Origin of the sequence: Geodermatophilus arenarius (assembly GCF_042654585.1) — a bacterium.
Taxonomy (GTDB): Bacteria; Actinomycetota; Actinomycetes; order Mycobacteriales; family Geodermatophilaceae; genus Geodermatophilus; species Geodermatophilus arenarius.
The window spans coordinates 98359-118054 of record NZ_JBHSGR010000003.1 but is presented as its reverse complement, the minus strand read 5'-3'; the positions used below and the strand labels follow the sequence as shown (position 1 = coordinate 118054).

Annotated in this window: 20 protein-coding genes; 2 read left to right on the top strand and 18 right to left on the bottom strand. The window is 76.6% G+C overall.

The window, feature by feature from the left end; translation table 11 throughout:
• Positions 1-2 precede the first annotated feature (2 nt).
• From efp to ACFO3M_RS04320, 14 genes are all read right to left on the bottom strand, one after another.
• A complete protein-coding gene (gene efp, locus ACFO3M_RS04385) occupies positions 3-563 on the bottom strand; it encodes an elongation factor P (protein WP_387986831.1) in 561 nt (186 codons plus the stop codon).
• On the bottom strand, positions 564-1667 hold the full coding sequence (locus tag ACFO3M_RS04380) for a M24 family metallopeptidase (RefSeq protein ID WP_387986828.1): 1104 nt from the start codon (positions 1665-1667) through the stop codon (positions 564-566).
• Positions 1664-2098 carry a type II 3-dehydroquinate dehydratase gene (gene aroQ, locus ACFO3M_RS04375; RefSeq protein WP_387986826.1) on the bottom strand — a complete coding sequence of 145 codons (435 nt, stop codon included), beginning with the start codon at positions 2096-2098 and terminating at the stop codon, positions 1664-1666. The genes ACFO3M_RS04380 and aroQ overlap by 4 nt, the downstream gene beginning before the upstream one ends.
• Positions 2095-3141, bottom strand: coding sequence for a 3-dehydroquinate synthase (aroB, locus tag ACFO3M_RS04370; protein WP_387986823.1), 1047 nt, complete (start codon positions 3139-3141; stop codon positions 2095-2097). Before aroB ends, aroQ begins: the two co-directional genes overlap by 4 nt.
• A 5-nt stretch (positions 3142-3146) precedes the next feature.
• On the bottom strand, positions 3147-3680 hold the full coding sequence (locus ACFO3M_RS04365; protein ID WP_387986820.1) for a shikimate kinase: 534 nt from the start codon (positions 3678-3680) through the stop codon (positions 3147-3149).
• On the bottom strand, positions 3677-4855 hold the full coding sequence (gene aroC / locus ACFO3M_RS04360) for a chorismate synthase (RefSeq protein ID WP_387986817.1): 1179 nt from the start codon (positions 4853-4855) through the stop codon (positions 3677-3679). Before aroC ends, ACFO3M_RS04365 begins: the two co-directional genes overlap by 4 nt.
• A 26-nt stretch (positions 4856-4881) precedes the next feature.
• On the bottom strand, positions 4882-5367 hold the full coding sequence (locus tag ACFO3M_RS04355) for a prepilin peptidase (RefSeq protein WP_387986815.1): 486 nt from the start codon (positions 5365-5367) through the stop codon (positions 4882-4884).
• A gap of 176 nt (positions 5368-5543) precedes the next feature.
• On the bottom strand, positions 5544-6356 hold the full coding sequence (locus ACFO3M_RS04350; protein WP_387986812.1) for a shikimate dehydrogenase: 813 nt from the start codon (positions 6354-6356) through the stop codon (positions 5544-5546).
• A 7-nt stretch (positions 6357-6363) separates the two neighbouring features.
• Complete coding sequence (gene mltG / locus ACFO3M_RS04345) at positions 6364-8091, bottom strand: endolytic transglycosylase MltG (RefSeq protein WP_387986809.1); 1728 nt, start codon at positions 8089-8091, stop codon at positions 6364-6366.
• Between the two features lie 73 nt (positions 8092-8164).
• On the bottom strand, positions 8165-8830 hold the full coding sequence (ruvX, locus tag ACFO3M_RS04340) for a Holliday junction resolvase RuvX (RefSeq protein ID WP_387986806.1): 666 nt from the start codon (positions 8828-8830) through the stop codon (positions 8165-8167).
• A gap of 5 nt (positions 8831-8835) precedes the next feature.
• Positions 8836-11526, bottom strand: coding sequence for an alanine--tRNA ligase (gene alaS / locus ACFO3M_RS04335; RefSeq protein ID WP_387986804.1), 2691 nt, complete (start codon positions 11524-11526; stop codon positions 8836-8838).
• A 62-nt stretch (positions 11527-11588) separates the two neighbouring features.
• A complete protein-coding gene (locus ACFO3M_RS04330; RefSeq protein WP_387986802.1) occupies positions 11589-11882 on the bottom strand; it encodes a hypothetical protein in 294 nt (97 codons plus the stop codon).
• Entirely contained in the window at positions 11882-12307 is a 426-nt protein-coding gene (locus ACFO3M_RS04325; RefSeq protein ID WP_387986799.1) for a DUF948 domain-containing protein, read from the bottom strand. Before ACFO3M_RS04325 ends, ACFO3M_RS04330 begins: the two co-directional genes overlap by 1 nt.
• A 110-nt stretch (positions 12308-12417) precedes the next feature.
• Positions 12418-13791 carry a replication-associated recombination protein A gene (locus ACFO3M_RS04320; protein WP_387986796.1) on the bottom strand — a complete coding sequence of 458 codons (1374 nt, stop codon included), beginning with the start codon at positions 13789-13791 and terminating at the stop codon, positions 12418-12420.
• Between the two features lie 35 nt (positions 13792-13826).
• Between ACFO3M_RS04320 and ACFO3M_RS04315 the strand changes: the two genes are divergently transcribed.
• Positions 13827-14687 carry an aldo/keto reductase gene (locus ACFO3M_RS04315; RefSeq protein WP_387986794.1) on the top strand — a complete coding sequence of 287 codons (861 nt, stop codon included), beginning with the start codon at positions 13827-13829 and terminating at the stop codon, positions 14685-14687.
• An 82-nt stretch (positions 14688-14769) separates the two neighbouring features.
• On the opposite strand, the gene ACFO3M_RS04310 is transcribed toward ACFO3M_RS04315, so the two are convergent.
• The 4 genes from ACFO3M_RS04310 to ACFO3M_RS04295 all read right to left on the bottom strand — a co-directional run bounded on the left by ACFO3M_RS04310 (position 14770) and on the right by ACFO3M_RS04295 (position 19106).
• On the bottom strand, positions 14770-15645 hold the full coding sequence (locus ACFO3M_RS04310) for an endonuclease domain-containing protein (RefSeq protein ID WP_387986791.1): 876 nt from the start codon (positions 15643-15645) through the stop codon (positions 14770-14772).
• A 155-nt stretch (positions 15646-15800) separates the two neighbouring features.
• Positions 15801-16622 carry a hypothetical protein gene (locus ACFO3M_RS04305; RefSeq protein WP_387986790.1) on the bottom strand — a complete coding sequence of 274 codons (822 nt, stop codon included), beginning with the start codon at positions 16620-16622 and terminating at the stop codon, positions 15801-15803.
• 56 nt (positions 16623-16678) lie between these two features.
• Positions 16679-17770 carry a pyridoxal-phosphate-dependent aminotransferase family protein gene (locus tag ACFO3M_RS04300; protein ID WP_387986787.1) on the bottom strand — a complete coding sequence of 364 codons (1092 nt, stop codon included), beginning with the start codon at positions 17768-17770 and terminating at the stop codon, positions 16679-16681.
• A 10-nt stretch (positions 17771-17780) separates the two neighbouring features.
• Positions 17781-19106 carry a glycosyltransferase gene (locus tag ACFO3M_RS04295; RefSeq protein WP_387986784.1) on the bottom strand — a complete coding sequence of 442 codons (1326 nt, stop codon included), beginning with the start codon at positions 19104-19106 and terminating at the stop codon, positions 17781-17783.
• Positions 19107-19171: 65 nt separating this feature from the next.
• Here ACFO3M_RS04295 and ACFO3M_RS04290 point away from each other — a divergent pair, with 65 nt between their 5' ends.
• A complete protein-coding gene (locus ACFO3M_RS04290) occupies positions 19172-19687 on the top strand; it encodes an ASCH domain-containing protein (protein ID WP_387986781.1) in 516 nt (171 codons plus the stop codon).
• Positions 19688-19696: the final 9 nt, after the last annotated feature.

Genomic DNA, 19696 nt, shown 5'->3' with positions numbered 1-19696 from the left:
CGTCAGTTGGCGCGGCCGAGGTACCGGCCGTCGCGGGTGTCGACCTTGAGCTTGTCGCCGGTGTTGACGAACAGCGGCACGTTGATCTGCGCGCCGGTCTCGAGGGTGGCGGGCTTGGTGCCGCCGGTGGAGCGGTCGCCCTGCAGGCCCGGGTCGGTGTGCTGGACGACGAGCTCCATGGTCACCGGCAGCTCGACGTAGAGCGGGGTGCCCTCGTGCACCGCGACGACGACCTCGGTGTTGTCGAGCAGGTAGTCCGCGCCGCTGCCGACGGTCTCGGACGGGACGTAGATCTGCTCGAAGGTGTCGCCGTCCATGAAGACGAAGTCGTTGCCCTCGCGGTACAGGTAGGTCATGTTCCGCTTGTCGACGGTGGCCGTGTCGACCTTGGTGCCGGCGTTGAAGGTGCGGTCGACGACCTTGCCCGAGAGCACGTTCTTCAGCGTCGTCCGCACGAACGCGCCGCCCTTGCCGGGCTTGACGTGCTGGAACTCGGTGACGGACCACAGCTGGCCGTCGAGGTTGAGGACCATGCCGTTCTTGAGGTCGTTGGTGGTAGCCATCTAGAGGACCAGCAGTTCCTTGCTCGTGAGGGTCAACAACTCGGGCGCGTCCGCCGTGACGACGAGCGTGTCCTCGATCCGGACACCGCCGTGTCCGGGGAGGTAGACCCCCGGCTCCACGGTGACGGCCATGCCGGCGGCCAGACTACCCGCGCCCAGCGGGCCGATGCCCGGCGCCTCGTGGATCTCCAGGCCCACCCCGTGCCCCAGGCCGTGGGTGAAGTGGTCGGCGTGCCCGGCCGCGGCGATGACGTCGCGCGAGGCGGCGTCGACGGCGACGACGTCGGCCCCGACCGCCAGCGCCGCCCGCCCGGCCGCCTGCGCCTCGGCCACCAGCGCGTACACCTCGCGCTGCCAGTCGGCGGCGTGCCCGAGCACCAGCGTGCGGGTCATGTCGGAGTGGTAGCCGTCGACGGTGGCGCCGAAGTCGAGCTTGAGGAGGTCGCCGCCGGCCAGCACCGTGCGGTCGGGCCGGTGGTGCGGGATCGCGGAGTTCGCGCCGGTGGCCACGATCGTCTCGAACGACGGCGCCTCGGCGCCCAGTGCCAGCATGCGGGCGTCGAGCTCCCGGCCGACCTCCAGCTCGGTGCGCCCGGGCCGCAGCGCGCCCTCGGAGGCGAGCTCGGCCAGCGCCTGGTCGGCGACCGCGCACGCGCGGCGCAGCGCGGCGACCTCGTCGTCGTCCTTGACCGCGCGCAGCTCCTCGACCGCGCGGCGGACCGAGACCAGCTCCGGCACGGTCCCGCCGGCCGCGGCGTCGGCGAGCACCCGCTCGAGCTGGGCCAGCCCGTCGACGGTGACCACGTGGCTCTCGTAGCCGATCCGGCCCGCGCCGCGGCGCACCGCCTCCTGCGCGAGGGCCGGGACGGTGCCGCGGTCGACCAGCAGCTCGACGTCGGGCACCTGGGTGCCGGCCTGGGTCGTGTACCGGCCGTCGGTGCCGAACAGGTCGGCCCCGTCGGTGCGCAGCAGCAGCGCGCCGTTGGACCCGGTGAACCCGGTCAGGTAGCGGACGTTGAGCAGGTCGGTCACCAGGACGGCGTCCAGCCCGCGCTCGGCGGCGGTCGCCCGCAGCCGCTCCCGCCGTTCGGCCGCCCTGCTCACGAGACCCCCTTCGCCGCCAGGTACCGCAGCGCCAGCTCGTAGCCCTGGACGCCGAGCCCGGCGATGACGCCGTCGGCGACGCGGGAGACGTAGGAGTGGTGCCGGAACTCCTCGCGCCGGTGGATGTTCGAGATGTGCACCTCCACGACCGGTGCCGTCACCGCGGCCAGCGCGTCGTGCAGCACCACCGAGGTGTGCGACCAGCCGCCCGGGTTGACCACGACCGGGTCACCGGCGTCGGTCGCCTCGTGCACCCAGCCGAGCAGCTCGGCCTCGGAGTCGGTCTGCCGCACCCGCACGGCGAGCCCGAGCCCGGCGGCGGCCTCCTCGACCATCGCCACGAGCTCGGCGTACGTCGTCGTGCCGTAGACCTCGGGCTCGCGGGTGCCGAGCCGGCCCAGGTTGGCGCCGTTGAGGACCTGGATCGTCACGCTGCCTCCGCCACTGCGGCCCACGCCGCGTCCAGCCACGCCTGCTCGGGGTCGGTCAGGATCGTCGGGTTGCCGATGCCGTCGAGGACGACGAACCGCAGCGTCGCCCCGCGGGCCTTCTTGTCCACGCGCATCACCGCCTGCAGCGCCGCCCAGTCACCCCGGTAGCGGGTCGGCAGGCCCATCGCCGCCACCAGCTCGCGGTGCCGGTCGGCCTCCGCGCGAGGGAGCAGGCCGGCCTGCGCGCCGAGCTCGGCGGCGAAGACCAGCCCGACGGCGACCGCCTCGCCGTGCCGCCAGCGGAAGTCCTCGACCCGCTCGATGGCGTGGCCGAGGGTGTGCCCGTAGTTGAGGTACTCGCGGACGCCGGTGTCGAACAGGTCCTGGCCCACCGCGTCGGCCTTGACCCGCACGGCCCGCTCCACGAGCTCCCCGGTGTCGCGCCGGCCCGTGGGGTCGGCGGCGAGCAGGTCGAGGATCGTGCCGTCGGCGATGAACCCGCACTTGACCACCTCGGCCATCCCGGCGCGGAACTCCGCCTCCGGGAGCCCGGCGAGCACGTCGGTGTCGGCGAGGACGCCGGCCGGCGGGTGGAACGCGCCGACGAGGTTCTTGCCGGCGCCGGTGTTGATGCCGGTCTTGCCGCCCACCGCGGCGTCGACCATGCCGAGCACGCTGGTCGGCAGGTGCACCACGCGGACGCCGCGGGTCCACGTGGCGGCGAGGAACCCGGCGAGGTCGGTGACCGCTCCCCCGCCGACGCCGACGACGGCGTCCGAGCGGGTCAGCCCGAGCCGGCCGAACTCCTCCCAGGCGGCCGCGGCGACCGCGGCGGTCTTCGCCGCCTCGCCGTCGGGCACGACGACGGCCTCGGCGGCCACCCCGGCGGTCTGCAGCGTCTCGACGGCGGCGCCGGCGAGCGCGGCCAGCGGCGGGCTGTGCACGACCGCGGCCTTGGGCGTCCCGGCGAGCAGCAGGCCCAGCTCGGCCTGCGCGCCCGGCCCGATGACGACGTCGTAGGGCTTCTCGCCCGGGACGGTCACGCGCCTCACCGGGCGCTCCCGGCGGGCAGGGCGGACAGCACGTCCGCGACGACGTCCTCCGGCGTGCGGCCGGCGGTGGGCACGACCACGGTGGCGACCTCCGCGTAGAGCGGGGCGCGCTGCTCGAGCAGGGTGCGCAGCATCGCCCGCGGGTTGACCGCCAGCAGCGGGCGGTCCCGGGACAGGCCGGCCCGGCGGGCGGCCGAGGGGACGTCGACGTCGAGGTGGACGACGGTGCCGCCGGCGCGGCCGTAGCCGACCAGCGACTCGCGGGTGGCGGCGCTGAGCACCGCGCCGCCGCCGAGCGCGAGGACGCCGTCGTGCTCGCCGAGCGCGCGGGCGACCGCCTGCTCCTCCAGCGCCCGGAAGTGCGGCTCGCCGTGCGTGACGAACAGGTCGGCGACGCTGGTGCCGGCGGCGGCCTCGACGTCGGCGTCGGTGTCCCGGAACGGCAGTCCCAGCGCGGTCGCCACCGCCGTCCCGACGGTCGTCTTGCCCGACGCCGGCGGGCCGACGAGGACGAGGACGGGCCGCGTCACCGGTACGGGAGCGCGTCGAGGTAGGCCTGCGCGTTGCGGCGGGTCTCGGCCACCGAGTCGCCGCCGAACTTCTCCAGCGCGGCGTCGGCGAGCACCAGCGCGACCATCGCCTCCATCACCACCGCCCCGCGGGGCACCGCGCAGGCGTCGCTGCGCTGGTTGATCGCGACCGCGGCGTCCCCGGTGGCGACGTCGACGGTGGCCAGCGCCCGCGGCACCGTGGAGATCGGCTTCATCGCCGCGCGCACGCGCAGCGCCTCGCCGTTGGTCATGCCGCCCTCGATGCCGCCGGCGCGGTCGGTGACCCGGCGCAGCCGGCCGTCCTCGCTGACGATCTCGTCGTGGGCCACCGAGCCCCGGCGGCGGGCGGTCTCCAGGCCGTCGCCGACCTCCACCGCCTTGACCGACTGCACGCCCATGAGCGCCGCGGCAAGCCTGGCGTCGAGGCGGCGGTCCCAGTGCACGTGGCTGCCCAGGCCCGGCGGCAGCCCGTGGACGACGACCTCGACGACGCCGCCGAGCGTGTCGCCGTTCTTCCGGGCGTCGTCGACCTCGGCGACCATCGCCTCGCTGGTGGCCGGGTCGGCGCAGCGCACCGGGTCCTCGTCGATGCGCGGGTTGTCCTGCGGGCCGGGCAGCACGCCGTCGGGGACGGTGACCGGGCCGATCGCGACGACGTGACTGACCACCTCGACGCCGAGCGCCTGCCGCAGGAACGCCTTCGCGACGGCGCCGAGCGCCACCCGGGCGGCGGTCTCGCGGGCGCTGGCCCGCTCCAGCACCGGGCGGGCGTCGTCGAAGCCGTACTTCTGCATGCCGGCGAGGTCGGCGTGGCCGGGCCGCGGCCGGGTCAGCGGCGCGTTCCGGGCCTGCCCCTCGAGCACCGCGGGGTCGACCGGGTCGGCCGACATGACCGTCGTCCACTTGGGCCACTCGGTGTTGCCCACCTGGACCGCGATCGGCCCCCCCATGGTCAGCCCGTGCCGGACGCCCCCGGTGAGGGTGACGACGTCCTGCTCGAAGGACATCCGCGCGCCCCGGCCGTGGCCCAGCCGGCGGCGGGCCAGGTCGACGTCGAGGTCGGAGGTCTGCACCCGCACGCCGGCGGGCAGGCCCTCGAGGATGGCGGTGAGCTGCTGGCCGTGCGACTCACCGGCGGTCAGCCAGCGCAACATGGCGCCGATTCTGCCAGTCGGTGTCGTCACGCCAGCGGCCCCTCGACCACCAGGGCGAGGACCGCGCCGAGCAGCAGCGGCGGACCGAACGCGACGGGCGTGTCCCAGCCGGCCCGGCCGGTCGCCACCAGGACGAGCGAGGCGGCGGCACCGGCGAGCAGGCCGAGGAACACCCCCGCGAGCAGCACGCCCCAGCCGGCCCAGCCCAGCAGCAGCCCGAGCAGCGCGAGCAGCTTGACGTCGCCGAGGCCCAGCCCCGACGGCCCGGCCAGGGCGGCGAGCAGCGCGATCCCGCCAGCCGCGGCCGCGGCGAGCAGCGCCCGCAGCAGCGCGGGCCAGGTGCCGAGCAGGGCGGCGTCGGCGAGCAGGGCCGCGGCGCACACGGCCGCGGCCGGGAGCGTGACCCGGTCGGGCAGCCGGTGGACGGCGAGGTCGACCTGGGCGAGGACGACGGCGGCGCCGGCGGCCCAGGCGTAGGCGGCGGTCGCCGGGCGGGCGCGGGTGAGCAGCACCGCGCCGCACAGCAGCAGGACGAGGACGAGCGCGCTGAGCAGGGCGCGGGCGAGCCTGGCCCGCGCCGCGGGGTCCCGGCCGGCCTGCCGGACGGCGGCCCGCGGCAGCGGCGGGCCGAGCGCCGCGGCGACGAGGACGGCGGCGGCCAGCAGCAGCTCGCGCGGGACGGGAGGGCTCAGCGGGCGTCCAGCGCGGCGCGCATGGGGCCCAGCGGCGCGGGCAGCCCGGTCATCAGCTCGACCTGCACCGTGGCCTGCCAGAACAGCATCTCGATGCCGCTGACCACCGTGGCGCCGGCCCGGTCGGCCGCGGCGGCCACCGGCGTGGGCCACGGCGCGTAGAGCACGTCGAGCACCGTCTGCCCGGCGTGCCAGCCGAGGCCCGCGAGGTCCCGGTGCGCGCCGATCGGCACGGTGCTGACGACGACCGGTGCCTCGACCGGGCCGGGCTCCAGGACCCGGACCACGGCCTCCACCCCCAGGACCCCGAGCACCCGGGTGACGTCGGCGGCGCGGGACGGGTCGCGGACCAGCACGTCGACCGACTCCGCGCCGAGCTCGGCCAGCGCGACGGCGGCGGCCGCGGCCGTCCCGCCCGCGCCGACGATCGCCGCGTGGGAGACCCGCTCGACGCCGCCGGCCTGCAGCGCCATGCCGACGCCGTGTGCGTCGGTGTTCTCCGCCCGCCAGCCGGCGTCGGTGTGCACGAGGGTGTTCGCCGCGCCCAGCAGCCGGGGCAGCGGCTCGACGGCGTCGGCGACGGCGACCGCCGCCTGCTTGCACGGCATGGTCACCGAGAACCCCCGCCACTCGGGGCCGAGGCCGGCGACCAGGTCGGGCAGGTCCTCGGCGCCCACGTCGAGCGCGTCGTAGGTCCAGCCGGTCAGGCCGAGCGCGGCGTAGGCGGCGCGGTGCAGCAGCGGGGAGAGCGAGTGCCCGACCGGGCGGCCGACGACGGCCGCCCGGCCGGGCGGGGCCGGTGCGGGCACGGGCCGGTCAGCCACCACACCCGAGGCCGGCGTCGGCGCACCGCTGGCGGGCCGCCAGGAACTCGTCGTAGCTGGCGGTGAAGAAGTGCCGCCCGTCCGGGGACTCCAGCACGTAGTACAGGAGGTCCCCGGTCGTCGGCGCCAGCGCCGCCTCCAGGCTCGCCTCACCGGGCGCCGCGATCGGCGTCGGCGGGAGGCCGGCCCGGGTCCGCGTGTTGTACGGGCTGTCGGTCTGCAGGTCGGTGACGGTGAGGTCGTTGCCGTTCTTGCCGAGCCCGTAGGCCAGCGTCGCGTCGATCCCGAGCGGGATGCCCTGCGACAGGCGGTTGTAGACGACCTGCGCGACGTCCACCCGCTCGTCGTCGACCTTGGTCTCCCGCTCGATCATCGAGGCGACGACGACGACGTCGTACACCGAGCGCCCGGCCGCGGCGGCCCGCTGCTCGAGCTGCACGTCGGCCGCCGTGTCGGTGAACCGGGAGACCATCGCGCGCAGCACGTCGACGGCGGTGTCGTCGGGCTCGACGTCGTAGGTGGCCGGGAACAGGAAGCCCTCGAGCTGCCCGTTCGCGTAGGCCGGCAGGCCCAGCGCGGCCGGGTCGGCGGCCGCCGCCTGGAGTTCCTCGATCGGCGTGCCCGTCGCCTCGGAGATCCGCTGCAGCGTGCCCGCGAGCGTGGAGCCCTCGGGGACGGTGACCCGCGAGACCTGCCGAGCGGCCGGGTCGAGCAGCAGGTCGAGGGCGGCCTGGCCGCTCATCTGCGACCGCAGCTCGTAGACGCCGGGCTGGATGCCGGTCGCCGCCGCGTTCGCCTCGGCGGCGTCGACGAACGGCTCGGAGGAGGCGATGACGTCGGCGTCGACGAGGGTGCGGGCGATGTCGCTGAGGGTGTCGCCCTCGCCGACGCGCACCTCGACGCTGCCGGTGCCCGCGCCGGCGTAGTCCTCGGCCTCGGGGTTGACCAGGCCGATGAGGGCCCTGCCGCCGAAGACGATGCCGGCGACGAGCCCGGCGAGGACCAGCAGCGCCAGGACGTTGGCCAGCGGGCTGCGGCGGCGGCCGGAGCGCCGGCGGGGCGCGGGTGCGGCCTCGTGGTCGTCGTAGAGGTCGCCGTCGTGCAGGTCGCCGTCGTGGAGGTCGCCGTCGTGCAGGTCGCCGTCGTGGAGGTCGGCGGAGCCGGTCTCGTCGGGGTCGTCGCCGAAGACGGCGGCGTGCCCGTGCTCCTCGGCCTCGTCGCGGGCGCGCCGGCCGCGCCGGCGGGGGCGGTCCGCGCTGCCGGCGCCGAGGACCTCGAGGCCGCCGGTGGGGTCCTCGTCGTCGGCGGGCTCGTCGTGCGGGCCGACGGCGGCCGCGGCCACGGTGGGCGCGTCGTCGGGGTCGGTGGTCTCGTTGCGGCGGGCGAGCTTCGACCACGGGCCGGACGGCCGCGGCGGGACGCCGGGCAGCGGCGGCACGGGCTGGCTGTCGCCGGGCAGCGGGCCGGTGCGGTCGTCCTCGGGCGCGCCGCCCCCGGCGCCGGCGTCCGCGTCGTCCGGGGCGGCGTGCCGGCCGGCGGTCACCGGCCGGACGTCGCGGTCCAGCAGGCCGGCGCGGGACGGGGTGCCGGGACGGGCCGGGCCGGGGCCGAGGGGCAGCCGTGTCGTCTGCGGGCCGGCCGGCCAGGCACCCGCGGGGGGCGCCGGGACGTCCGGCATGCCGGGGAGGCCCCGCCCGTACGGCGGGACCGGACCGGTCACCGGCACACCTCGCTGACGCTCGGCGTACCGGTGCCCACCGGTGCTGTGCTCTTGCACGACCTCGCGAGCTCGGTCATGAGCGCCCCCGCTGGGCGTCGAGGTACGCCTGGAGGATGACCACGGCGGCGGCCTGGTCGATCACGGGACGCTGGGCGCGGCTGTCGAGCCCGTTGGCCCGCAGGGAACCGGCTGCGGTCACGGTGGAGAGCCTCTCGTCGACGAGGTGCACGGGCACGCTGCCGATGCGCCCGGCGAGTGACCGAGAGTAGGCACGCGCTTCCCGGGCGGAGGCGCCCGACGCACCCGACAGGTGCCTCGGCTCCCCCACGATCACCTCTGTCACCTCGTGTTCCTCGACGAGGGCGGCGATCCGGTCGAGGTCGCCGCCGTCGCGGCGGCGCTCCACGGTCTCCAGCGGGCTGGCCAGCGTGCCGGTGGGGTCCGACAGCGCGACGCCGATCCGCACCGTGCCGACGTCGAGCCCGAGCCGGCGGCCCTGGCGGGACCGGCGCGGCGGCAGCGGCAGCCCCGCGGGCAGCCCCTGGGACAGGTCGATCTCGGTGGTCTCGTTGCGCACCGGCGGGAAGCCGGCACGCAGGTCGATCTGCTCGGTGCGGTGGTGCACCGGCTGCTGCGCCGGGGGCGGGGTCTGCCGGGGCCGCGACGGCGGCACCGCCGGGCGGCCCTGCACGCGCCGCTCCCCCACCGGACCGGTCTCGTCGGGGCGCTGCTCGGGCACTCCGCTCACCTCCCTGTGGCGGTCGCGACCGCCTCTTCGCCGGCCTGCAGGGCGGCGGGGATGCCGCCCGGGTCCGTGCCGCCGCCCTGGGCGACGTCGGGCTTGCCACCACCGCGGCCCCCGACCGGGGCCGCCGCGGCACGCAGCACGTCGCTGGCGGACAACCCGCGCTGCTGGGCGGCGGGGTTCAGTGCTGCGACCAGAGCCACCTTGCCCCCCGACTCCGAGGCCAGCAAGACGACCGCGGGGCGCTCGCCGAGCCGCCCGCGGACGTCCAGGGCGAGGGTGCGCAGGTCACCGCCGGACAGGCCGGCCGGCGCCGCGGTGACGACGGCGACCCCGCCGACGTCCGTCGCGCCCGCCGCCAGCTGACCGGCCGCGGCCTGGGTCTGCTGGGCGCGCAGGTCGGCGACCTCCCGCTCCACGTCGCGCAGCCGGGACAGGATGCCGCCGACCCGGTCGACCAGCCCGTCGGTGGGCGACTTGAGCAGCTCGCCGAGCTGGCGCACCAGGTCGCGCTCGCGGGCCAGGTAGCGGAAGCCCTCGAGGCCGACGACGGCCTCCACGCGCCGCGCGCCCGAGCCGACCGACGACTCGCCGGTCAGCGCGAGCGTGCCGATCTGCGCCGAGCCGGCGACGTGCGTGCCACCGCACAGCTCGCGCGACCAGGGGCCGCCGATCTCGACGACGCGCACCTGCTCGCCGTAGGTCTCGCCGAACAGCGCCAGCGCGCCGATCGCCTGCGCCTCGGGCAGCGTCATGTAGGTGGCGGTGACCCGGTGGTCGGCGCGCACGGCCGCGTTGGCGACGTCCTCGATGTCGTGCCGCTGCTGCAGGGTGAGCGCCCCCTGCCAGGCGAAGTCCAGCCGCAGGTAGCCCGGGCGGTTGTAGGAGCCCGACTGCAGCGCCTGCGGGCCGAGCACCTGGCGCAGCGCGGCGTGCACCACGTGCGTGCCCGAGTGCGCCTGGCAGGCCGACAGCCGCCACTCGCGGTCCACCTCGGCGGTGAGCTCCGCGCCCTCGGCCAGCTCGCCCTCGAGGACCCGGACCTGGTGCACGACCAGGCCCTTGACCGGCCGCTGCACGTCGAGCACCTCGGCGCGGCCGCCGTCCCAGGTCAGGGTGCCGGCGTCGGCGACCTGGCCGCCGGACTCGGCGTAGAACGGCGTCCGGTCCAGGACCACGCGGGTGACCTCGCCCGGCCCGGCCGGCGCGGCCGGGGCACCCTCCTCCGCGGCGAGGTCGGCGACCAGGCCGAGCACGCGGGAGTCGGTGCGCAGGGTGGAGTAGGCCCGCCAGTCGGTGGGGCCGTGGTCGGCCAGCAGCCGGCGGTAGGCCAGGACGTCGACCGAGCCGGTGCGCTTGGCGCGGGCGTCGGCGCGGGCCCGGTCGCGCTGCTGCTGCATGAGCGCCCGGAAGCCGTCCTCGTCGACGGTCACGCCCTGCTCGGCGGCCATCTCGAGGGTGACGTCGATCGGGAAGCCGTAGGTGTCGTGCAGGGAGAACGCCTGCTCCCCCGACAGCGACGGCGTCCCGGCGGCCTTGGCCCGCGCGACGGCGGTGTCGAACAGCGCGGTGCCCGAGGCGAGGGTGCGGCGGAACGCCTCCTCCTCGGCGTAGGCGACGGCGGAGATGCGGTCGAAGTCGGTGACCAGCTCGGGGTAGCTCGCGCCCATCGCGTCGCGGGAGACCGGCAGCAGCTCGGGCAGCGTGGCGGCGTCGACGCCGAGCAGCCGCATCGAGCGGACCGCGCGGCGCAGCAGCCGGCGGAGGATGTAGCCGCGGCCCTCGTTGCCGGGGGTGACGCCGTCGCCGATGAGCATCAGGCCGCTGCGGACGTGGTCGGCGACCACGCGCAGCCGGACGTCGGCGTCGTGGTCCTTGCCGTAGGTGACGCCGGCGAGGTCGGCGGCGCGGCGCAGCACCGGCGCCACCTCGTCGATCTCGTACATGTTGTCGACGCCCTGCAGCAGGAAGGCCACCCGCTCCAGGCCCATGCCGGTGTCGATGTTCTTCTTCGGCAGCTCCCCGACGATCCGGAAGTCCTCCTTGCTCCGGACGTCGGTGAGCTCGTACTGCATGAAGACGAGGTTCCAGATCTCCAGGAACCGGTCACCGGCCGTGTCGACCAGCGGGCCGCCGTCGGGGCCGTACGCGGGGCCGCGGTCGAAGTAGATCTCCGAGCACGGGCCGCCGGGGCCGTCGGCGCCGGTGTGCCAGTAGTTGTCCTTCTTGCCCAGCCGCTGGATGCGCTCGAGCGGCAGCCCGGCGATGCGGTGCCAGGCGTCGGCGGCCTCGTCGTCGTCGAGGTAGACGGTGACCCAGATGCGGTCGGGGTCGAAGCCCAGCCCGCCGTCCTCCACCCGCCCGGTGACCAGGTCCCAGGCGTGCTGGATCGCCCCCTCCTTGAAGTAGTCCCCGAAGGAGAAGTTGCCGTTCATCTGGAAGAACGTGCCGTGGCGGGTGGTCTTGCCCACCTCCTCGATGTCGAGGGTGCGCACGCACTTCTGCACGCTGGTGGCCCGCGGGAACGGCGCGGGCTCGCGGCCGGTCAGGTACGGGATGAACGGCACCATGCCGGCGACGGTGAACAGCAGGGAGGGGTCCGGCGACACCAGCGAGGCGCTGGGGACGACGGTGTGGCCGCGCTGCTCGAAGTGCTGCAGGAAGCGGCGGCGGATCTCGGCGGTCTGCATGGCCTACTCGGTCTCCGGCGACAGGGGCAGGGTGGCGGGGGCGGCCCCCGCGGGGTGGGTGCTCAGCGGTCGGCGGCGTGGGCGCCGCGTCGCCCGGGGAGCTGGAGCTGGGTCGTGTCGCGCTCGGGCAGCGGCGCGTCGAGCCCGGTGCCGGAGCGCAGCTCCTCCTCGCGGGCCGCGGCCGCGGCGCGCACGTCGGCGCCGAACTCGCCGATCGCGTCGGCGAGGTCGCGCAGGCCCTCGACCAGCGCGCCGGCGATGCCCTGCGGGGTGAGCTTCTCCGCGGCCCGGGACAGCTTGCGGACGACGAGCGCGCCGATGGTGATGCCCATCGCCAGCCAGAACAGCCGGCGCATCAGGCGGCCCGCCGGGCGGCGCGGCGCGCGCGGCGCTCGGCCTTGTCACGGGCGGCGGCCTCGGCGATCGCCTGGCCCTCGCGGCGCTTCCTCGTCGCGCTGCGGACGCCGTAGCTGAACGCGGCGACCTTGATCAGCGGGCTGCCCACGGTGGCGGCGACGACGCTGGTCAGCGCCGCGACGTTGCTGGACACGTTCGCCGCGTTGCCGGTGATGTCGTCGACCCGCTCGAGGTTGCTGTTGACCTGGGCGATCGTCGTCTGCGCCTGGGTGAGGATCGGCCGGCTCTCCTCCCGGGTCTGCCGGATGGTCAGCGTGGCCTCGTCCAGGGTGCGTCCCAGCTTCAGCAGCGGGACGGCCAGCAGCAGCACCAGCAGCACCAGCGCCAGGGCGGCGATCAGTCCGGCCCACTCTCCTGCGGACACGCGGCGTCTCCTCTTCTCCGTCGGCGGCCGGCGTGGTCGGCAACGACCGGCGTGGCAACAGTAGTCGCGGCCTCCGGCGCCCATCGGGTGCGCCGGACGACGCCGGCCCGTCAGGCGCCGCGGCCCGCCCGCTCCGCGCCCCGGCTCTCCCGCGGGTGCCGGCGGACGATCGCCCGGAGCTTGCCCAGGCGGGCGCCGATGCCCGCCTCCGCGCCGCGGGGTGTGGGCCGGTAGTAGTCGCGGCCGACCAGCCCGTCGGGCGGGTACTGCTGCGGCACGATCCCGTCGGGCGCGTCGTGCGGGTAGACGTAGGTCGACCCGTGGCCCAGCTTCTTGGCCCCGGCGTAGTGGGCGTCGCGCAGGCCGGCCGGGACCGGCCCGCCCAGGCCCGCGCGGACGTCGGCCACCGACTCGCCGATCGCCACCGTGACCGCGTTCGACTTGGGGGCGGTGGCCAGGTGGACGACGGCGTGCGCCAGCGGGAAGTGCCCCTCGGGCATGCCGATGAGCTGCACCGCCTGCGCGGCGGCGACCGCGGTCTGCAGCGCCGTCGGGTCGGCCATGCCGATGTCCTCGCTGGCGGAGATGACCAGCCGGCGGGCGATGAACCGCGGGTCCTCCCCCGCCACCACCATGCGGGCGAGGTAGTGCAGCGCGGCGTCGACGTCGCTGCCGCGGATCGACTTGATCAGCGCGCTGGCGACGTCGTAGTGCATGTCGCCCTGGCGGTCGTAGCGCACCGCCGCCTGCGCGACGGCGGTCTCCAGGGTGACCAGGTCGATCTCGGCCGCACCCGCGGCCCGCGCGGCACCCGCGCCGGACTCCAGCGCGGTCAGCGCCTTGCGCCCGTCGCCGCCGGCCACGCGCACGAGGTGCTCCTCGGCCTCGGGGCTCAGCGTGAGCGCCCCGCCGAGCCCGCGGTCGCTGGTCAGCGCCCGGTGCAGCAGCGTGCGGACGTCGTCGTCGGACAGCGGCTGCAGCGCGAGCACGAGGCTGCGGGACAGCAGCGGGCTGACGACGGAGAAGAACGGGTTCTCGGTGGTGGCGGCGATCAGGCTGACGATGCGGTCCTCGACGGCCGACAGCAGCGAGTCCTGCTGGGTCTTGGAGAACCGGTGCACCTCGTCGATGAACAGCACGGTGCGCCGGCCGGCGTAGGTGAGCTCCCGCTTGGCCGCGGTGATGACCGCCCGGACCTCCTTGACGCCGGCGTCGAGCGCCGACAGCTGCACGAACTGCCGCTTGGTGGCCAGTGAGATGACGTGCGCCAGCGTCGTCTTGCCGGTGCCCGGCGGGCCGTAGAGGACCAGCGACATCGGCTCGTCGGCCTCCACCAGGCGGCGCAGCGGCGCCCGCGGGCCGAGCAGGTGGGACTGGCCGACGACCTCGTCGAGGGAGCGCGGGCGCATGCGCACCGCCAGCGGCGCGCCCGGGTCGACGACGTCGCTCCCGGCCTCCGCCGGCTCGTCGAACAGGCTCGTCACGGGTAGCGACGCTACCCGCGGGGCACGACAGCCCCGTGCAGCAGCGACGCATCGGAGACCGCACCGTCAGCGCGATCGGCCTGGGGGCCATGCCCCTGTCGACCAAGACCGACCGGCCGACCCGCGAGGAGGCGGTCGCCGTCGTCCACGCGGCGCTGGACGCCGGCGTGACCCTGGTCGACACCGCCGACGCCTACGCCCGCGACGAGTCCGAGTTCGGGCACAACGAGACGCTCGTGGCCGAGGCGCTGGCCTCCTGGGGCGGCGATCCCTCGCAGGTGCTCGTGGCGACCAAGGGCGGGCACACCCGGCGGGGCACCGACTGGGAGCTCGACGGGTCGCCGGCCCACCTGCGGCGGGCGTGCGAGGCCTCGCTGCGGCGGCTGGGCGTGGACGCGATCGGGCTGTACCAGTACCACCGGCCCGACCCGGACACGCCGTGGGAGGATTCGATGGGCGCGCTGCGGCAGCTCGCCGACGACAGCCTGGTGCAGATGGTCGGCATCTCCAACGCCGACGTCGCGCAGATCGACGTCGCCCGCTCCATCGTCGGCCCGGCGCTGGCGGCCGTGCAGAACCAGTTCTCGCCGGGGTGGCGGTTCTCGGCCGGCGAGGTGCAGCACTGCGCGGCGCACGGGCTCGCGTTCCTGCCGTGGAGCCCGTTCGGCGGTGTGACCGCGGCCGGGTCGCTGTCGGCCACCGCGCCGGCGTTCGCGGAGGTCGCGTCCGAGCTGGGCGTGTCGGTGTACCGGGTGACGCTGGCCTGGCACCTCACCCAGGCCGACGTCGTCGTGCCCATCCCCGGCGCGTCGCGGCCGGCGTCCATCCAGGACTCGGCCGCCGCGGCCGACCTGGAGCTCACCCGGGACCAGCTGGCCCGCCTGAACGGCTCCTGACCGGGCCGACTCTGAGTCGACCATCGGCTGGTTGCCGTACGCGCCGGCGTGTGCGCGCGTGTCAGCGGCAACATCCCGGTGATCAACTCGGTGGGCGCCACCCGCGGCTGAGCAGCGCCCGCCGCGTGCGCTCGACGACGACGGCGGGCCCGCCCAGGTGCCGTCCGGCGAAGCGCAGCACCAGCCACCCGCCAGCGGCCATCAGCGAGTACCGGTCGACGTCGCGGCCGAACTGCTCCGCCTCGGCGTGCTGCCGGCCCTCGTACTCGATCACCAGCCGGTGCTCGGCGTACCCGAGGTCGGCGTGCGCGACCACCCGGCCCCACCGGTCGAGGACCGGCACCTGCACCTGCGGCTCGGGCAGGTCGCTGGTCACCAGCCAGTAGCGCAGCAGCGACTCCGGACGGGACATCGCGCCCGGGGACAGCAGCGGCGCGCACTCCCGCGCACGGACGACGCCCCGGGTCCGGCCGGCTCGGCCGAGGCGTCGATCGAGCGCCGCCGCGTCGAGGCGCCCGGCGCGGAGCAGCGCGTCCCCCACGGCGACCAGTTCAGCCGGTGGGAGCCGTGGCGCCAGGTCGAGGAAGGTCTGCGCACCGGAGGTGACCCGCAGGCCCGCGACCTCGGTGACGTCCTCCGCGCGCAGGTCCCGGACGTGCACCGCCAGCCCGCGCCGCTGCGGCAGCACCGGCCGGGGCCGCAACACGACCTCGACCTCAGGTGGAGGGTCAGTGTGCCCGCCGAGCAGGGCCGCCGCGGTGCCCAGCCCGAAGGCGGCGTCCGGGGGGAGCAGCCGGGTCCAGGCGCGGCAGCGGGCTGGAAGGCTCTGCTCCGCGGCGGCGGAGAGGTAGAGCCCGCGGGTGAGCCGTCGCCCGTCCGTGGCCACCTGCCGCCGCCGCGCCCCGGCCGCGCGTGCCTCCGACCAGGTGTGGACCAACGGGAGTTCGACGTCGTCCATGGCGGGACCGTGCCGCCGGGGCCGGCGCCGGGCGGGCGGTGACGGACGGTTGTGGACACCGCGGCGCCTGTGGACGTCCCCGCCTGGAGTCGATCATCGTCTCGTTGCCGCTCCCGCCGGCGTGCCCGCACGTGTCAGCGGCAACGACCCGATGATCAACTCACGGGGACGGATCCCGCCTGGGCGCGGCGGTGGCCGTCGAGCAGCACCGCCACGAACACCGCCAGGACCACGGCGGCGACCCACGGTCCCCGGTCCCGGCCGAGAGGGGACGCCGCCAGGCCGAAGACCTGCCACGCCCCCGCGAGCGCGTCACCGAGCGTCCGCGGCAGGCCCGTGCCGGGACGCAGCAGCGGTTCCCACCACGCCACCGCGGTCAGCGCCGGGCCGACCAGCCACGCGACCAGCACGACGACCGGCCACAGCACCAGCCGCGCTCCCGGCCGGACGCCGACCACGACCAGCGCCGTCGCCAGCAGGAGGGCCTGCAGCCAGACCAGCGCGGTGCCGAGGCCGGACACGTACACCGACGGCGGCAGCAGCGTCGAGAGCCACCCCGGCAGCAGGCCGGCCGCCGACCCGAGCACCACGCCCGCCCCGGCGGGACCGGCGAGCACCAGCGACCCGGCGCCCCACGCCAGCACCCCGAGGGCGGCGGTGAGCACCGCGAGGCCGGTCAGCACGCGCGGGTCGGAGTCGAAGCCCGCACCGGCCACCGAGGCCGCCACCGACTGCAGCACGGTGACCGCGATCCCCAGGACGGCGCCGCTCCCCGTGGCGAGCAGCGCGGCCCGGCGCCGGCCCGCCGGCACGAGCAGCGCCAGCGCACCCGCCAGCAGCCCGCCGACCGCGGCGCCCAGCACGAGCGGCGTGAGCAGTCCGGCCCGCAGCGGCAGCACGATCGGCGCCCCGCGGCCCGTCCCGTGCAGCAGCCAGGGCAGGAAGCCCGCGCACCAGGCGAGCGCCGCAGAGGGCACCAGCGCCCAGACCGGGAGCCGCCGGGCAGCTCCCGGCGGCGGGACGACGGCAGTGCTCAGCGGCCCAGGACCTCGCGCAGCGCGGCGAGCACCAGGGCGACCGTGTCGGGGCGGGCGTTGTGGCCCATGAGCCCGATCCGCCAGACCGTGGCCGCGTACGCGCCGACGCCGCCGCCGATCTCCAGGTCGTAGCGCTCGAGCAGCTCCTTGCGGACGGCCGCGGAGTCGACGCCGTCGGGCACCCGCACGGTGGTGAGCTCCGGCAGCCGGTGCCCCTCCGCGGCGAACAGCTCCAGGCCCATCTCCTGCAGGCCCTCGTGCAGCAGCCGGCCGGCCTCGGCGTGCCGGGCGTGCACCGCGTCCAGGCCCTCGTCGAGGATCCGGCCGAGCCCGGCGTGCAGCGACACGACCATCCCGGTCGGCGCGGTGTGGTGGTAGGTGCGGCCACCCGACCCGGCCGCCTCCCCCGCGTAGCCACCGAGCATGCCGAGGTCGAGGTACCAGCTGCGCGGCTTCTCCACCCGCCGCTCCCACGCGCGGTCGGAGATGCTGAACGGCGCCAGCCCGGGCGCGACGCCCAGGCACTTCTGCGAGCCGGCGTAGGCGAGGTCGACGCCCCAGTCGTCCAGCCGCACCGGGATGCCGCCCAGCGAGGTCACGCAGTCGGCGAGCAGCAGCGCGTCGCCCTTGCCGGCCGCGAGCGGCTCCAGGTCCGACAGCACGCCCGTCGAGGTCTCCGCGTGGACGGCCGCGATCAGCTTCGGCGCGGGGTGCGCCTCCAGGACCCGGGAGGCGTCCACGGGCGAGCCCCACTCGTGGTCGACCCGCACCACCTCGGCGCCGCACCGGGACGCGACGTCGACCATCCGCTCGCCGAAGAGCCCGTTGACCGCCACGACGACGACGTCGCCCGGCCCCACGGTGTTGACGAACGCCGCCTCCATCCCCGCCGACCCGGTCGCCGACAGCGGCAGCGTGCGCCGGTTGGCCGTGCCGAAGACGGTGCGCAGCCGCTCGGAGGTCTCGTCGAGGACGCCGAGGAACACCGGGTCGAGGTGGCCGAGCAGCGGCTGCCCGAGGGCGACCGTCGCCTCCGGGTAGGGGTTGGAGGGGCCGGGACCGAGCAGGGTGCGGGCGCGCAGCGGCATGCGCCGCACCCTAGGACCGGCCTCCCGCCACCGCTCCCCCGACACCCCACGGGTCGGCGTCGGCGCGCTCCACCGGACCGCCCTCGGCGACCAGCCGTTCCAGCAGGTCGGCGGCGGCGGCCGCCCCGCCGTGCCGGGCCAGGGACGCCGCCACGGCCGCCGCCCGCGCGCGGAAGGAGGGGTCGGCGAGCACCCGCTCCACCGCGGCGGCCACCTGCCGCGGCGCGGGTCGGCCGGTGCGCAGGTCGACGCCGGCGCCGGAGGCGGCCACCCGGCGGGCGATCTCCGGCTTGTCGAGCGTGCCGCCGGCCACCACCAGCGGCACCCCGGCCCCGAGCGCCGCCAGCACACCGCCCCAGCCGCCGTTGGTGACCACCACCGCCGTCCGCGGCAGCAGCAGGTCGTACGGGAGGAGCTCCGCCTGCCGCGCGTTCGGTGGCACGGCGTCCGCCGGCAGCGCCCCGGACCCGGTGGCGGCCGCGACCACGACGTCGGCGCCTGCCAGTCCGCGCAGGGCCGGGAGGAGCAGGTCGCGCGGGTCGACGTCGTAGGTGCCCTGGGTGACGTGCACGACCGGGCGGCCGTCGGCGAGCAGCCCCGGCCACCACGACGGCGGCTCGCGTCCGGCGGGCGGCGGCGCGAGCTGCCCGACGAAGTGCACCTGACGGGGCAGGTCGCTGCGCGGGTGCTCGAGCTCGGGGACGCCGTGGGCGAGCACCAGCTGCGGCGAGGCGAACGCCTCCAGCGCCGTGGACCGCGCCGGCGGCAGGCCGGCCTCGGCGCGCACCTCGGTGAGGACGGCGTCGATGCGGCGCACCAGCGTGCGCGCCACCAGCGCCCGCAGCGCGGCGTCGCGGGCCCGCCCGAGCCGGCCGCGCCCGGGCAGCAGGCCGGTGCCGAACGGCGGGAGGTCCCGCGACGGCATCGACAGCGGCACCAGCGACACCGACGCCCACGGGGTCCCGGTGCGCTCGGCGACCAGGCTGCAGCCCAGCGCCAGCTGGTCGCTGACCAGCAGGTCCACCGGCCCGGCGGCCTCGACGTCCCGCGCCTGGCCCGCGCCGGTGCGCAGGAACACGTGCTCGAGGTTCGTGGCCACCGCGCGCATGCCGCGGCCGTCGCCCACTTGCGCGAAGGTCGCGCGCAGGTCGGTGTCGTCGAAGTCCGGCGCCCGCTCCCACGGCAGCCAGGACGCCCCGACCGCGGTGAACCGCGCGGCGTACCGCCGGCCGGTGTAGGCGACCACCTCGTGCCCGCGGGCGGTCAGCTCCCCGGCCAGCGCGGCCATGGGCGCCGCGTGGCCGGCGAAGGGCATCGCGGCGACCACCACGCGCATCGCAGACCTCCGTCCGTGCGCGCGCAGTCTCCCGCCGCGGCACCCGGCGCGTCGAGGATGGGCCGGTGAGCACCGACGACGCACCGGCCGCGCCGCGCCGCGAGGAGGCCGCCGCGATGTGGCGGGAGTACACCGCGAGCCGGCCGGGGGGCGGCCCGCCCGAGGACGAGCCGCCCGTCGAGCGCTTCGGCGACAGCCGCGCGCTCGCCGACGAGCTGGTCGGGCTGGTGCTCACCGGCACCAAGCGGGCCACCGCGGCCCTGGTCGCGGACTTCGCGTACGAGGGCGTGCCGCTGCCCCGCATCGGCGGGCACTGGATCGCCTGCGACGGCGAGGGCCGCCCGCGCGTGGTCCTGCGCAGCACCGAGCTGCGCATCGGCCGTCTCGACAGCGTCGACGACGCCTTCGCGTGGGACGAGGGCGAGGACGACCGCACCCGCGCGAGCTGGCTCGAGGGCCACCTGCGCTACTTCACCCGCACGCAGCAGGCCCGGGGGCAGACCTGGGACGACGCGCTCGAGGTCGTGTTCGAGCGCTTCCGCGTCGTCTGGCCGCCCGAGGTGGCCGACCGGGCCGGCTGAGCAGCCGGC

Bases quoted from the DNA above. Each gene is read 5' to 3' on its own strand.
- aroC (WP_387986817.1), bottom strand. From the start codon at position 4,855: ATGTTGCGCTGGCTGACCGCCGGTGAGTCGCACGGCCAGCAGCTCACC.
- ACFO3M_RS04330 (WP_387986802.1), bottom strand. From the start codon at position 11,882: ATGCGCCGGCTGTTCTGGCTGGCGATGGGCATCACCATCGGCGCGCTC.
- ACFO3M_RS04300 (WP_387986787.1), bottom strand. From the start codon at position 17,770: ATGCCGCTGCGCGCCCGCACCCTGCTCGGTCCCGGCCCCTCCAACCCC.
- ACFO3M_RS04310 (WP_387986791.1), bottom strand. From the start codon at position 15,645: ATGGACGACGTCGAACTCCCGTTGGTCCACACCTGGTCGGAGGCACGC.
- efp (WP_387986831.1), bottom strand. From the start codon at position 563: ATGGCTACCACCAACGACCTCAAGAACGGCATGGTCCTCAACCTCGAC.
- alaS (WP_387986804.1), bottom strand. From the start codon at position 11,526: ATGCAGACCGCCGAGATCCGCCGCCGCTTCCTGCAGCACTTCGAGCAG.
- ACFO3M_RS04295 (WP_387986784.1), bottom strand. From the start codon at position 19,106: ATGCGCGTGGTGGTCGCCGCGATGCCCTTCGCCGGCCACGCGGCGCCC.